A 14,692-nucleotide genomic window follows, 5' to 3' on the forward strand; every position below is an offset into this window, starting at 1 on the left:
CCAGTCGGCGCGGGCACCGCTCAGCCAGAAGACCCGGCTAACACCAACCAGTCGGCGCGGGCACCGCTCAGCCAGAAGACCCGGCTAACACCAACCAGTCGGCGCGGGCACCGCTCAGCCAGAAAATCCGGCTGACACCAACCAGTCAGCGCTGGCACGATCTGCCAGAAAACCAGGCTGACACCCACCATTCAGTACTGTCACCGCCCAGCTAAACCACAAAATTACTCTTCTGCACCCGCTTCCGGTGCACGCGGTAACACCGGTGCCGCCGGACGGGCATCAACACGGGTCACCAGCAGCTGATCGATACGGTAGCTATCGATATCCACCACCTCAAACTTATAGCCGTGGAACTTCACAAAATCGGTACGCTTCGGGATCTTACGCAGCATAAACATCATAAAGCCGCCAATCGTCTCGTAGTTGCCGGACTGCGGGAACTCATCGATATCCAACACGCGCATCACGTCATCAATTGGCGTACCGCCTTCAACCAGCCACGAATTCTCATCGCGGGCCACAATCTGCTCTTCCATACCCTGGCCGACCAGATCGCCCATCAGCGTGGTCATCACGTCATTCAGCGTAATGATCCCCACCACCAGCGCATATTCGTTCATGATCACCGCAAAGTCTTCACCCGCGGCTTTAAAGCTTTCCAGCGCTTCAGACAGCGTCAGTGTATCCGGCACAATCAGCGCCGAACGGATCTGCACGCCGCTGTTCAGCGTCATACTCTGATTGCCCAGCACGCGCAGCAGCAGCTCTTTGGAGTCGACATAGCCAACGATATGGTCGATATCTTCATTACACACCAGGAACTTGGAGTGCGGATGCTGTGCGATTTTCCCCTTAAGGCTGGCCTCATCCTCATGCAGATCGAACCAGACTACGTTTTCACGCGAGGTCATCGACGACGGCACGGTGCGGGATTCCAGCTCAAACACGTTCTCAATCAGCTCGTGCTCCTGCTTGCGCAGCACTCCGGCCAGCGCACCGGCTTCCACCACCGCGTAAATATCGTCGGAAGTGATGTCGTCTTTACGCACCAGCGGGATCTTAAACAGGCGGAAGATAATGTTGGCACCGCCGTTAAAGAACCACACCAGCGGGCGGAACAGGAACAGGCAGAAACGCATCGGATTGATGATTCTCAGCGCCACGCTTTCCGGCGCAATCATCCCCAGACGTTTCGGGAAGAGGTCAGCAAACAGAATAAACAGGCTGGTGACCAGTGTGAAAGAACAGATGAAGCTGAGGCGCTCCGCCAGCTCTGGCTCCACCATCCGTTCAAACAACGAGCGGAAAGCCGGAGAGAAGGCCGCATCGCCGACGATACCACCGAGGATCGCCACGGCGTTCAGGCCGATCTGCACCACGGTAAAGAACATCCCCGGCGTTTCCTGCATTTTCAGCACGCGCTGGGCGTTGATGTTGCCTTCATCCGCCAGGATTTTCAGTTTGATTTTACGGGCGGCTGCCAGAGAGATTTCTGAAAGGGAGAAGAATGAGCTGATGGCAATCAGCAGTAAAATGACAAGCAAGCTGTCTAACATACACTATCCATACAATGGCTCATCTCTTATGGGCGATCAGTCTTGTCACTGCGCAGATAAAGAGAGGCCGGGTTAATCACTTGTCATTTTTGGCCTGGGCAGCGCGCGGGATTCTGCATCATTCAACATATTGAGCGTACAGGGCTATCCGTGCCAAAAATGTCTGCGCCAGTTCGGCAAAACACGCCGGGGCAGAAGGGTTATCAGGTTGTGAAAAAGCCTGTGCAGCGATTATAGCCGTGCTGACGAGCGCTTACAATTCCGGCGGTGGAGGATCACCACTTTACGGCGGGTGTTTTAAACAAGAGACCGTGAAAAGCAATCTGAACTGGAATCATTCCGTAAATACAGCGCTGAAACTTGTTTGATACGGAGAGCACGTTAAACTCCATTAAGTCTATTGAATAATTACAGATTAAGCCCGGTGGATGGTGGGCTGGCAAAAAAACGGGAGTACGCGTGCCACGAATTCATGTTTATTGCATGTCTTGTTTGCTGATCGCCGCACCTGCCGCAGAGGCGGCTAACGTGCGTTTACAGGTGACAGGATTATCCGGGGAATTACAGAAGAACGTCAGGGCGCGTTTATCCACGATTACTAACGATGAAGTGACCTCCGACGGCCGCTTTCGCTCGCGCGTGAGCGTGGCGGTAAAAGAGGGTCTGAAGGCGCTGGGATATTATGAGCCGCAGATCGACTTCGAACTGCGCCCCGCTCCGGCGAAGGGCGGCCGACCGGTACTGCTGGCCAAGGTGACTCCCGGCGAGCCGGTGAAAATCGCCGGTGAAACCATTATTTTACGCGGCGGTGCGCGCACCGATAGCGACGTGCAGCAGCTGGTACGTGATGGAAAGCCAAAGATTGGCAGCGTGTTGAATCACGGTCAGTACGACAAATTTAAAAGTTCTCTTTCCGGCCTGGCGCTGCGCAAAGGCTACTTTGATGGTGAATACCGTAAAAGCCAGCTTGGCGTATCGGTTGAGCGGCGCGAAGCCTTCTGGGACATCGACTACGACAGCGGCCAGCGCTATCGTTTCGGGCCGGTGACCTTTGAAGGTTCGCAGATTCGTGAAGAGTATCTGCAAAACCTGCTGCCCTTTAAGCAGGGCGATTACTACACCTCGCGCGATCTGGCCGAGCTGAATCGCCGCCTGTCCGCGACAGGCTGGTTTAACTCGGTGGTTGTGGCACCCGAGTTTGATAAAAGCCGCGAAAATAAAATCTTACCGCTGCACGGCGTTGTAACGCCTCGCACGGAAAACACCATCGAAACCGGCGTGGGCTACTCGACCGACGTGGGGCCGCGCGTTAAAGCAACCTGGAAAAAACCGTGGGTTAACTCCCGGGGGCACAGCTTCTCTACCAGTGCCAATGTTTCTGCACCCGAGCAGCAGCTGGATTTCAGCTACAAGGTGCCTTTACTGAAAAGCCCGCTGGAGCAGTATTACCTGCTGCAGGGCGGTCTGAAACGTACCGATCTTAACGATACCAAAGCTGATTCCACCACGCTGGCCGCCTCGCGTTACTGGGACAGTTCCAGCGGCTGGCAGCGGGCGATTAACCTGCGCTGGAGCCTCGATCACTTTACTCAGGGTAGCGTCACTAATACCACCATGCTGCTCTATCCGGGCGTTAGCGTTAACCGCACCCGTTCGCGCGGTGGCCTGATGCCGACGTGGGGTGACTCGCAGCGCTACTCGCTGGACGTATCCGATACCACCTGGGGATCGGACGTTGACTTCGCGGTGGTGCAGGCGCAAAACGTCTGGATCCGTACGCTGGAAGATAAACATCGCTTTGTGGTGCGCGGCAATCTCGGCTGGATTGAAACCAACGATTTTGAAAAAGTACCGCCCGATCTGCGTTTCTTCGCCGGTGGCGACCGCAGCATTCGTGGCTACAAGTACAAAGGCATTTCGCCGCGTGATGACGACGGCAAGCTGACCGGTGCTTCCAAGCTGGCCACCGGCTCGCTGGAGTATCAGTACAACGTGACGGGCAAATGGTGGGGCGCGGTATTTGTCGACTCCGGTGAAGCCGTTAACGATATCAAACAGAGCAACTTTAAGACCGGCGCGGGCTTCGGCGTGCGCTGGCAGTCGCCGGTGGGGCCAATCAAGGTTGATATAGCCCGCCCAATCGGTGACCAGGACGATCGCGATATTCAGTTTTACATTGGACTGGGGCCTGAACTATGAAGTGGTGGAAAAAGGGCCTGATTGGCATTGTGATATTTATTGTGCTGCTGCTGGGCGGTATTGCGTTCCTGCTGGGCACCACCAGCGGATTACACCTGGTGCTGAACTCCGCTGCCCGCTGGGTGCCGGGGCTGGAAATCCAGCAGGTCAACGGCGGCTGGCGCGATCTGACGCTGAAGGGCGTCAAATACGAGATGCCCGGCGTATCGGTTAACGCCGGAGAATTTCATCTGGCGCTGCGTCTGGGCTGCCTGAAGCAGAGTGCGTTCTGCGTCAACGATCTGTCACTGAAGGACGTATATGTAGCGGTGGACAGCAAACAGCTGGCTTCTGCTGAGAATCCACCAGTCGAGGATGAGTCCACAACCGGCGAAATCAGCACGCCGTACCCGCTGACGCTAAGCCGCCTGGCGCTGCATAACATCAATGTGAAGATTGACGACACGGCGGTTTCACTGGCGGACTTTACCAGCGGCATGCACTGGGAAGGGCGCGGTATGACGCTGACGCCAACCCATATTCAGGGGTTGCTGATCGCGCTACCGAAGGCGGCTAAAGTCGCCAATGAAGAAGTGGTTCAGCCGAAGATTCAGGACCCGCAGCCGGAAGAAAAACCGCTGGGCGAAACGCTGAAAGCGATGTTCGAGCAGCCGCTGCTGCCGAATCTGCCGGAGTTTACGCTGCCGCTGGATGTCAATGTGCAGCAGATCCTGGGTGAACAGCTGCGCCTGACCGGCGATACCGATATCACCGTCAATCGCCTGCTGGTGAAAGCCAAAACTGAGAATAATCATCTGGCGCTGCAAACGCTGGATGTCGACGCGGTTCAGGGGCAGCTCAACGCTCAGGGCGAAGCCACCCTGAGCGGCAGCTGGCCGATGAATTTTACCCTCAACGGCGATATGAATATCGATCCGCTGAAGGGTGAAAAGATTAAAATGACCCTCGGTGGCTATCTGCGTGAAACGCTGACCCTGGCGCTGAATCTGTCCGGTCCGGTGCGGGCCCAGCTGGATGCTGACACCCGGCTGGCCGAAGCGGGCCTGCCGCTTAATATGACGCTGCAAAGCCCACAGCTGCGCTGGCCGCTGGAGGGGGAAACGCAGTATGAAGCGGATAATTTTAACTTCAGCTTCAAAGGAAAAGCGACCGACTACGTGATGTCGCTGAAGGCGGCGCTACAGGGGCAGGGCGTACCGCCCGCCACGGTCACCCTGGACGGTAAAGGCAACGTAGAGCAGTTCGCCATTGAAAAGCTGCGGCTGGCCGCGTTGCAGGGTACCGCCGATCTGAAAGCGCTGGTGGACTGGAGTAAGGCGATCAGCTGGAACAGCGAGCTGACTCTGACCGGCATTAACACCGCGAAGCAGTACCCGGACTGGCCGGCGAAGCTGGACGGTAAAATCACCACCCGCGGCAGCCTGTACGGCGGCAGCTGGCAGATGCGCGTACCGGAGCTGAAGCTGCGCGGCAACGTGCGTAATAACGCGGTCAGCGCCGACGGCACGCTGTACGGCAACAGCTACAACCAGTGGGATATTCCCGGCATCAAGCTGATTCTGGGGCGGAACAACGTCAATCTGAAAGGATCGCTGGGCGAGAAGCTGAATCTGGATGCGGATATCGACGCCCAACATCTGGATAATGCGCTGCCGGGCCTCGGCGGGGTGGCGAAAGGCACTATCCGCGCGCGCGGCGATCTGAAAACGCCGCAGCTGCTGGCCGATCTGACCGCCAGCGGACTGCGCTGGCAGGCGCTCAGCATTGGTCGCGTGCTGCTGAAAGGCGACGTCAGCTCCGGCGAGCAGATCCAGGGCAAGCTGAATCTGCGTGTCGATCAGGTGAAGCAGGATGCGTTGTCGATCTCGCAGCTGACGCTGGATGCCAGCGGCAGCGAGAAGCAGCACCAGCTGAAGCTGAATATGCAGGGCGAACCAGTGTCCGGCCAGCTGGCGCTGAACGGTAGCTTTGACCGCGCCACGCAGCGCTGGCAGGGCACGCTCAACAACACCCGCTTTGACACGCCGGTCGGTGAATGGCGCTTAACCCGCGCGATTGCCCTCGACTACCTCAATACTAAACAGACCATCAGCATCGGGCCACACTGCTGGCAGAACCCGAACGCCGAGCTGTGCGTTCCGCAGACGGTGGAAGCCGGTCCGTCCGGCCGCGCGCGGGTGGTACTGAACCGTTTTGATCTGGCGATGATCAAACCGTTTATGCCGGAAGAAACGCAGCTTAAAGGTTCATTCAGCGGGGATGCCGACGTCAGCTGGACCGCCGACGGCGCGCTGCCGACCGGGCGCATCTCGCTGAAAGGCAACGGCGTGAAAGTGGCGCAGGACGTGCAGGGCAATACGCTGCCGATCGCCTTTGATACGCTGAACCTGAATGCGGGGCTGAAAAATGGTCGTGCGCAGCTCGACTGGCTGATCCGCATTGCCAACAACGGCCAGCTGGACGGCAACGTGCAGATAGCCGATCCGCAGGGCCGCCGAACGCTGTCCGGCAACGTTAACATCACCAATCTGTCGCTGGCGATGCTCAATCCGGCGCTGATGCAGGGCGAGAAAGTCTCCGGCGTGCTGAACAGTAATCTGCGCCTGGGTGGCAATCTGCAAAAACCGCAGGTCTTCGGTCAGCTTGGCCTGCGGAATGTGGATGTGGAAGGTAGCTTTATGCCGGTGGATCTCACCACCGCGAACCTCTCGATGTTGTTTAACGGCATGAGTTCAACGCTGGAAGGGGTGATTCAAACCTCGCAGGGGCAGATTACGCTTAACGGTAACGCCGACTGGAGCCAGCTGAATGCCTGGCGGGCACGCGTCGCGGCCAAAGGCGACCGCGTGCGGGTGACCGTGCCGCCGATGGTGCGGATGGACGTTTCACCGGATCTGGTATTTGAAGCCACGCCGGAAATGTTCAATCTTGATGGGCGGGTGGATATCCCGTGGGCGCGCATTACGGTGCAGGAAGTGCCGGAAAGTGCGGTGGGCGTCTCGTCGGATGAAGTGCTGCTGGATAAAAACCTGCAGCCGATTGCGCCGAAATCGACCTCAATCCCGATCAACAGCAACCTGATTATCCACGTCGGTGACGATGTACGCCTCAGCGCCTTTGGCCTGAAGGCGAAGCTGAACGGCGATCTGAAACTGGTGCAGGATAAACGCGGGCTGGGGCTGAACGGCCAGATTAACATTCCGTCCGGGCGCTTCCACGCCTACGGCCAGGATCTGATTGTACGCAAGGGCGAGCTGCAGTTTGCCGGTCCGCCGGATCAGCCGTATCTCAACATCGAAGCGATTCGTAACCCGGAAGCCACCGAAGATGACGTGACCGCTGGCGTTCGCGTCACCGGACTGGCCGATGAACCGAAAGCTGAAGTGTTCTCCGACCCGGCGATGTCGCAGCAGGAAGCGCTGTCCTACCTGCTTCGCGGGCAGGGTCTGCAAACCTCCGGCAGCGACAGTGACGCATTAACTTCCGCTCTGGTTGGATTGGGGGTTGCACAAAGTGGTCAAGTTGTGGGTAAAATCGGCGAGACCTTCGGTGTCAGCAACCTGGCTCTGGATACTGCAGGGGTTGGCGACAGCCAGCAGGTGCAGGTCAGCGGCTATGTGCTGCCGGGTCTACAGGTAAAATACGGTGTTGGCATATTTGATTCACTGGCGACGTTAACTCTGCGTTATCGCCTGATGCCCAAACTCTATTTGGAAGCAGTGTCTGGCATAGATCAGGCTCTGGATGTGCTTTATCAGTTTGAGTTCTAGCAATGCGAATAATTGTTTACGGCAGTCTGCGGCGCAAGCAAGGTAACAGTCACTGGATGACGAACGGGCAGTGGCTGGGCGATCATCTGATCGACGGCTATGAGCTCTACAGCCTTGGTCATTACCCGGGCGTAGTCCCGGGGGAAGGGCAGGTGTATTGTGAGGTTTATCGGATCGATGCCTCAACCCTGGGGGAGCTGGATGCTCTGAGAGAAACCGGCGGGGAGTATAAGCGCGAGCTGTTACAAACCCCGTACGGCAGTGCGTGGCTGTACGTGTATCAGCGTTCCGTCTCAGGCAGAAAGCGCATCGTTAGCGGTGACTGGCTGCAAAGAGAGGCCGGTGAATAACCGCTCTTTCCTGAAAACAAAAACACCGCTCAGTGAGCGGTGTTTTTTTACTTTAAAGCACGCAAAAATTACTTCTTAGCAGCACGCTCGAAAGAAGAGACGATCTCAGCTTTAGCAGCTTCAACGCCTTCCCAACCGTCAACCTTAACCCATTTGCCTTTTTCCAGCGCTTTATACTGCTCGAAGAAGTGGGTGATCTGGCCGCGCAGCAGCTCAGGCAGGTCGTTCACATCCTGGATGTGCTCGTATTCTTTGCTCAGCTTGCTGTGTGGTACTGCAACAACTTTGGCATCTTCACCAGACTCGTCGGTCATTTTCAGCACGCCAACCGGACGGCAGCGAATCACTGAGCCAGGCTGCAGTGGGTACGGGGTCGGTACCAGCACGTCAACCGGGTCCCCATCCAGAGACAGGGTGTTGTTGATGTAGCCGTAGTTGCACGGATAGAACATTGCTGTCGCCATAAAGCGGTCAACGAACAGAGCGCCAGACTCTTTGTCTACTTCGTATTTGATCGGAGAGGCGTTAGCCGGGATCTCAATAACAACGTAGATATCGTCTGGCAGGTCTTTGCCCGCTGGTACATGGTTCAGGCTCATTCTGAGTTCCTTAAATCATATTAGGTTGAGTGCCGGCTATTATAGCCAGGTCAATTTTAAAGTCCTGCCCTTTTTCAGCGTTTAAGAATACGTCGGAGCGATAGCAGATTCTTCCGAGCAGGCCGGCGGCTGCACAATTTGCGGGAATAGCTAATCTGGCGATGGGGGCGAGAGTATCCGTGCTGAACGTCACCCGGCATAGCGGCTGAACAAAAAGAACAGGGCGGTCGTATGACCGCCCTGATTAACCGTTAGTTATCCGGGAATTCACGCAGGAAACGTTCGGTATCATCCACCATATGGTCGTTGCCGACGAAGAACGGTGAACGCTGGTGCAGCGTTTCTGGAATCAGATCCAGAATGCGGTTTTTACCGTCGCTGGCCTTGCCGCCCGCCTGTTCAGCGAGGAAGGCCATCGGGTTGCACTCATACAGCAGGCGCAGTTTGCCTTTCGGGTGGCTGGCTGTGCTTGGGTACAGATAAATTCCGCCTTTCAGCAGGTTGCGGTGGAAGTCCGCCACCAGAGAACCGATATAGCGCGAGGTGTAAGGACGATGGGTTTCCAGATCCTCTTCCTGACAGAACTTGAGGTACTTCTTCACGCCCTGCGGGAATTTAATGTAGTTACCTTCGTTAATGGAGTAGGTGTAACCCTTCTCCGGGAAGGTCATCTTCTCGGCGCTGAGGCAGAATACGCCCAGTGACGGATCGTAGGTAAAGGCGTGAACGCCATAGCCGGTGGTGTACACCAGCATGGTGGACGAACCATAAACCACGTAGCCTGCTGCGACCTGCTGGCTACCCGGTTGCAGGAAGTCTTCTTCGGTTACCGGCGTACCCGGAGGGGTGATACGGCGGTAAATAGAGAAGATCGTTCCAACGGAAACGTTTACATCAATGTTTGAAGAACCGTCGAGAGGGTCCATCAGGACCACGTACTTACCGTTTTCCACACCTTCAAAGATAACGATCTCGTCTTCTTCTTCAGATGCGATACCGGCAACGATACCCCTGGCCTTCAGCGCGGCTTTCAGTTTTTCGTTCGCGTACAGATCGAGCTTCATTTGTTGCTCGCCCTGCACATTTTCAGCGCCGCTTGCGCCAAGAATATCAACCAGGCCTGCTTTGTTGATATCGCGGTGGATGATTTTTGCGCCCAGCTTGATCGCGGAGATCAATGAGGTAAGTTCACCCGTTGCGTGCGGAAAGTCGTGTTGCTTCTCGACGATAAATTCGCCTAACGTTTTCATAACACAATCCCTGAATCTGCGGTTGAGTAGCAGCCTGTTTTACAAACTGCAACGTATGCGTACGCAGTTTAGCCGATTGAACGGTAAAGAACATAGGGTAAATCCGTTTCTTCCGCACGATGGGGGCGTTACACTGTGCGACGAACTAATAAGGAACAGACCTTCTATGCGTATTCACATTCTCGGTATCTGTGGCACCTTCATGGGCGGCCTGGCGATGCTGGCCCGTTCGCTGGGGCACGACGTCACCGGCTCTGATGCTAACGTCTATCCGCCAATGAGCACGCTGCTGGAGAAGCAGGGCATTGATTTAATTCAGGGTTATGATGCATCACAGCTCGATCCAGCCCCGGATCTGGTGATCATCGGCAACGCAATGAGCCGGGGGAATCCCTGTGTTGAAGCGGTGCTGGAACGTAATATTCCGTACCTGTCCGGGCCTCAGTGGCTGCATGATTTTGTGCTGCGTGACCGCTGGGTCATTGCGGTAGCAGGAACGCACGGAAAAACCACCACGGCGGGCATGACAGCGTGGATTTTACAGGCCTGCGGCTATGAACCGGGCTTTGTAATCGGTGGGGTGCCGGGCAATTTTGAAGTTTCTGCAAATTTAGGAAAAAGCCCATTTTTTGTTATTGAAGCGGACGAGTACGACTGTGCGTTTTTTGACAAGCGATCTAAATTTGTTCACTACTGCCCACGCACGCTGATCCTCAACAACCTCGAATTCGATCACGCAGACATCTTTGACGATCTGCGGGCGATCCAAAAGCAGTTCCATCATCTGGTGCGCATCGTGCCGGGTCAGGGGAAAATCATCCTGCCGGAAAACGACGCGAACCTGAAGCAGGTGATGGCGATGGGCTGCTGGAGCGAGCAGGAGATCATCGGCGATAACGGCCACTGGCAGGTGAAAAAACTGACGCCGGACGCTTCCCACTGGGAAGTCTATCTGGACGGTGAACGCGTTGCTGAGGTGAACTGGTCGCTGGTGGGCGAGCACAACATGCATAACGGCATGATGGCGATTGCCGCCGCGCGACACGTCGGCGTGAAACCGGAAGATGCCGGCCGCGCGCTTAACGACTTTATCAACGCCCGTCGCCGCCTGGAACTGCGTGGTGAAAGCAACGGCGTTAAAGTCTATGACGATTTTGCCCATCACCCTACGGCGATCCTCGCTACGCTGGCGGCGCTGCGCAGCAAGGTCGGCGGAACCGCACGCATTCTCGCCGTGCTGGAGCCGCGCTCTAACACCATGAAAATGGGCATCAGCAAGGACGATCTGGCTCCGGCGCTGGGCCGCGCTGATGAAGTGTTCCTCTTCCAGCCGCACCACATTCCGTGGCAGGTAGTTGAAGTGGCGGAAGCCTGCGTGCAGCCTGCGCAGTGGAGCGCGGATGTCGATACCCTGGTTGAGATGATTGCCAAAAAAGCTCAGCCGGGCGACTACATCCTTGTCATGAGCAACGGCGGATTTGGCGGTATTCACCAGAAGCTGCTGGATCGTCTGGCTAAAGTGGAAAAGTAACCCAGGGGACGGTCGCATTGCGAAAGCAACGGGCCGGTGTCCGTAAACGCGTTCGTAACCCGTGTCGGGTTCACCAGCGGGACACCGGTACAGCTGAGTTAAATCGCGAAGCACGGCCTGAATGGGATTAATTGAGGTGGGGCGGGAAACGCTGCGCCTGGAGATACCAGGACAGGGTGCACGAGTTGCATCCCTGTCCATACCGATTACGCTTCGGCCAGTTCGCGCAAATACTGGAAGATTTGACGGTAGGCTTTAGGCGGCTTGTTATCCGCTTTCTCTTTCTGCGCGTTACGAATCATCGTGCGCAGCTGCTGGCGGTCCGCATCCGGGTACAGGTTCAGCACATCCGGTACGGCATCATCGCCTTTCTCAACCAGACGATCGCGCAGCACTTCCAGTTTGTGGAACAGCGCAACCTGCTGGTTGTGGCGGTTCTTCAGCTTATCCAGCGCGGTGCGGATCGGTTCTTCATCACGTGAGCGCAGCATCTTACCGATCAGCTGCAGCTGACGGCGACGGCCCTCTTTTTTGATCTTCTGCGCCAGCTCAATCGCGGCACGCAGATCCTCATCCAGCGGGATACGATCCAGGGAGTTTTTCCCCAGCTCTACCAGCTCGGCACCGAGGCGTTTCAGCTCTTCGGCGTCGCGTTTAATTTCACTTTTACTGACCCAGATAATCTCTTCGTCTTCTTCTTCTTCGTTATCGGGTACGTCATCGAGCCAGTCTTCGGGCTGCTTGGTCATGGTTAGGCTCCAGAAAAAGAGGCTAATGCTATCAGGAAACGCCGGCTACTGCGAAATTGTTCTCTGAGTCTGTTAGACTCAAATTAACCCTTATCACCCATGCGCGGTTTTGCAGGTGGTTTAATGCTCAGGATATGAACGAGTTAGGCCACAGGGAAACCGCACTGTTAATTATACGGCAGGTCGATGAAATTACTCTCCCAAGTTGCAGAACAGCGAAAAATCCTGGAACAGGCGGTCGCGACGGCACTCGAACTGGCAAAAACCGGTTCTGATGGGGCGGAAGTCGCGGTAAGCAAAACTACCGGCATCAGCGTGAGCACGCGCTATGGTGAAGTGGAAAACGTCGAATTCAACAGCGACGGTGCGCTGGGCATTACCGTTTTTCATCAGAATTGCAAAGGTAGCGCCTCATCGACCGACCTCAGCCCTGAAGCGATTAAACGCACCGTTCAGGCGGCGATCGATATCGCCCGTTACACTTCGGCGGACCCGTATGCGGGCGTTGCCGACCGCGATCTGCTGGCGTTTGAGGCGCCGGATCTGGATCTGTTCCACCCCACCGAGATCGATGCGGATCGCGCTATTGAGCTGGCCGCGCGTGCGGAACAGGCTTCCCTGAACGTTGACAAACGTATTACCAATACCGAAGGCGGCAGCTTCAACAGCCACGTGGGCATCAAAGTGTTTGGCAACAGCCACGGCATGCTGCAGGGCTACTGCTCCAGCCGCCACTCCCTTTCCAGCTGCGTGATTGCCGAAGAGAACGGCGACATGGAGCGTGATTACGCCTACACCATCGGGCGGGCGATCGACGATCTGAAATCACCCGAATGGGTCGGTGAAGAGTGCGCCCGCCGTACGCTGTCGCGCCTGTCTCCACGCAAACTTTCCACCATGAAAGCGCCGGTGCTGTTCGCCGCCGAAGTGGCGACCGGCCTGTTTGGTCACCTGGTAGGGGCTATCAGCGGCGGCAGCGTCTACCGTAAATCGACCTTCCTGCTGGACTCGCTCGGCCAGCAGATCCTGCCGGACTGGCTGACGATCCAGGAACAGCCGCATTTGCTGAAAGGATTGGCCTCCACGCCGTTCGACAGCGAAGGTATTCGTACTCAGCAGCGCGACATCATCAAAGACGGCGTGCTGCAAACCTGGCTGCTGACCAGTTACTCCGCGCGTAAGCTGGGGCTGAAGAGCACCGGCCATGCGGGCGGCATTCACAACTGGCGTATTGCCGGGCAGGGCCACAATTTTGAGCAGATGCTGAAGCAGCTGGGCACCGGTCTGCTGGTAACCGAGCTGATGGGGCAGGCGGTGAGCGGCATCACCGGTGACTACTCGCGCGGTGCCTCGGGCTTCTGGGTTGAAAACGGCGTGATTCAGTATCCGGTCAGTGAAATTACCATCGCCGGCAATTTAAAAGATATGTGGCGCAATATGGTCAGCGTCGGTAGCGATATTGAAACCCGCAGCAATATTCAGTGCGGTTCCGTTTTGTTACCAGAAATGAATATTGCCGGACAATAATTTAACAATTTACGCGTAATATAGAAGGCGACTGCAAAGTCGCCTTTTTTTTGCAGCATGATACCCGTTTATAAAAATAGGATCTGATATGCGTAAATTATTGATTGCAATGTTGAGCTCTGCCCTGTTGTGCGCCGCCACCCCGCTGCTGGCGCAGGATCTTGAAGGTGACATGGATGTTTTGAAAGGTGCCTTACGGACGGTACAGAAAACCGATGATAAGGCAGAGATGGTTCGTGCTTTAAGCGATATGCGCACCGCTGCCAGCGATGCGAAAACCCGTACCCCGGATAAGCTGGAGGGCCAGCCCGCCGACAGCGCGCAGGTGAAGGACTATCATGCCGAACTGGATAAGCTGATTGGCCAGATTAACGATAGCCTGAAGCTGGCGAATGCCGGCGATTTAGCCGGAGCAAAGGAACAGGCGAAGCAATTTGCCGCAACCCGTGACGAAGGCCATAAGAAATTTCGCTAATCGCCGGCGTTATTCACCATCGTAAATAAAGACAGGGCCCCGCAGTGGGCCTTTTTCCGCCATAAGTTTTTCTTCTTCTTTTACTAAAGTCTTCCCACGAACGTGTCGCTTTTATTCCTGTAACGCATGGATTGCGCAGCGGATTACTGATAATGCGCCGTAATTTTCATACTTAAATTAAAAATGCACGAATTAACGTTTTTGCGAGCCGGATCGCTCTTGTTGGCATTATTTCCGTTTCGAAGTGGAAAAAGTCGTTCTCCACAGAAAAGCGCTCCGGCGGTACTTTATTCGCATCAGCAAAAAGGTTTCTGGTATTAGCCGAAACGTAACACAGGGGGATCGATGTGAGTAATGGAACGTTGTCGGCCACAGAACGCAGCGACGAAATTCAGGCTTTAGCAGAGCAGGTGATGGCACAGATTGGCGGACTGTTTGCAGAACGCGCCATTGTGCCTAACGCGGTTCAGCAGCAAATGCTGAGTTCGCACGTTAAGGCGATGGCACTGCGCTCGCTCACCGGCGAACCGCTGCCGGAGGTGGAAGCCGAACTGTTTGAAGATATTTCAGCAGAGTCGATGACGCTGGCGCAGCAGGTGGTGGATCTGTTTGGCAATCTGCCCAAAGAGGAAGCCTGGCTCCTCTCCGTACATTTTGAAGTGGCGAAAGAAAACGCCTGATAA

Annotated in this window: 11 protein-coding genes; 7 read left to right on the forward strand and 4 right to left on the reverse strand. The window is 55.9% G+C overall.

Features of this window, described 5'->3' with window-relative positions:
• Positions 1 to 224: 224 nt before the first annotated feature.
• Positions 225 to 1,559: a hemolysin family protein gene (locus OMR58_RS03410; RefSeq protein ID WP_105592071.1), complete on the reverse strand. Its 1,335-nt coding sequence runs from the start codon at positions 1,557 to 1,559 to the stop codon at positions 225 to 227.
• A 459-nt stretch (positions 1,560 to 2,018) separates the two neighbouring features.
• On the opposite strand from OMR58_RS03410, the gene tamA reads away from it, so the two are divergent.
• From tamA to OMR58_RS03425, 3 genes are read left to right on the forward strand one after another with little or no spacing between them, the layout of a single operon-like run.
• On the forward strand, positions 2,019 to 3,758 hold the full coding sequence (gene tamA, locus OMR58_RS03415) for an autotransporter assembly complex protein TamA (protein ID WP_444861295.1): 1,740 nt from the start codon (positions 2,019 to 2,021) through the stop codon (positions 3,756 to 3,758).
• The gene (tamB, locus tag OMR58_RS03420) at positions 3,755 to 7,528 is read left to right on the forward strand and encodes an autotransporter assembly complex protein TamB (RefSeq protein ID WP_264545275.1); all 3,774 of its coding nucleotides are present in this window, start codon (positions 3,755 to 3,757) and stop codon (positions 7,526 to 7,528) included. Before tamA ends, tamB begins: the two co-directional genes overlap by 4 nt.
• A 2-nt stretch (positions 7,529 to 7,530) precedes the next feature.
• Entirely contained in the window at positions 7,531 to 7,878 is a 348-nt protein-coding gene (locus OMR58_RS03425) for a gamma-glutamylcyclotransferase family protein (RefSeq protein ID WP_105592068.1), read from the forward strand.
• A 68-nt stretch (positions 7,879 to 7,946) separates the two neighbouring features.
• Here the strand turns inward: OMR58_RS03425 and ppa are convergent, their stop codons facing one another.
• Complete coding sequence (gene ppa, locus OMR58_RS03430; protein ID WP_105592067.1) at positions 7,947 to 8,477, reverse strand: inorganic diphosphatase; 531 nt, start codon at positions 8,475 to 8,477, stop codon at positions 7,947 to 7,949.
• Positions 8,478 to 8,728: 251 nt separating this feature from the next.
• Positions 8,729 to 9,727: a class 1 fructose-bisphosphatase gene (gene fbp / locus OMR58_RS03435; RefSeq protein ID WP_105592064.1), complete on the reverse strand. Its 999-nt coding sequence runs from the start codon at positions 9,725 to 9,727 to the stop codon at positions 8,729 to 8,731.
• Positions 9,728 to 9,893: 166 nt separating this feature from the next.
• On the opposite strand from fbp, the gene mpl reads away from it, so the two are divergent.
• Positions 9,894 to 11,258 (forward strand): UDP-N-acetylmuramate:L-alanyl-gamma-D-glutamyl-meso-diaminopimelate ligase, encoded by a 1,365-nt coding sequence (gene mpl / locus OMR58_RS03440; protein WP_105592063.1) that lies wholly within the window; start codon positions 9,894 to 9,896, stop codon positions 11,256 to 11,258.
• 206 nt (positions 11,259 to 11,464) lie between these two features.
• On the opposite strand, the gene yjgA is transcribed toward mpl, so the two are convergent.
• Positions 11,465 to 12,007 carry a ribosome biogenesis factor YjgA gene (yjgA, locus tag OMR58_RS03445; protein WP_200543394.1) on the reverse strand — a complete coding sequence of 181 codons (543 nt, stop codon included), beginning with the start codon at positions 12,005 to 12,007 and terminating at the stop codon, positions 11,465 to 11,467.
• Positions 12,008 to 12,193: 186 nt separating this feature from the next.
• Between yjgA and pmbA the strand changes: the two genes are divergently transcribed.
• The 3 genes from pmbA to OMR58_RS03460 all read left to right on the forward strand — a co-directional run bounded on the left by pmbA (position 12,194) and on the right by OMR58_RS03460 (position 14,689).
• Positions 12,194 to 13,534, forward strand: a complete 1,341-nt coding sequence (gene pmbA, locus OMR58_RS03450) for a metalloprotease PmbA (RefSeq protein WP_264545276.1) — start codon at positions 12,194 to 12,196, stop codon at positions 13,532 to 13,534.
• An 88-nt stretch (positions 13,535 to 13,622) separates the two neighbouring features.
• A complete protein-coding gene (cybC, locus tag OMR58_RS03455) occupies positions 13,623 to 14,009 on the forward strand; it encodes a cytochrome b562 (protein WP_264545277.1) in 387 nt (128 codons plus the stop codon).
• Positions 14,010 to 14,356: 347 nt separating this feature from the next.
• Positions 14,357 to 14,689: a glycine dehydrogenase gene (locus tag OMR58_RS03460; protein WP_264545278.1), complete on the forward strand. Its 333-nt coding sequence runs from the start codon at positions 14,357 to 14,359 to the stop codon at positions 14,687 to 14,689.
• Positions 14,690 to 14,692: the final 3 nt, after the last annotated feature.

Origin of the sequence: Erwinia sp. INIA01 (genome assembly GCF_025947915.1) — a bacterium.
In the GTDB taxonomy this organism is placed as follows: domain Bacteria; phylum Pseudomonadota; class Gammaproteobacteria; order Enterobacterales; family Enterobacteriaceae; genus Erwinia; species Erwinia coffeiphila.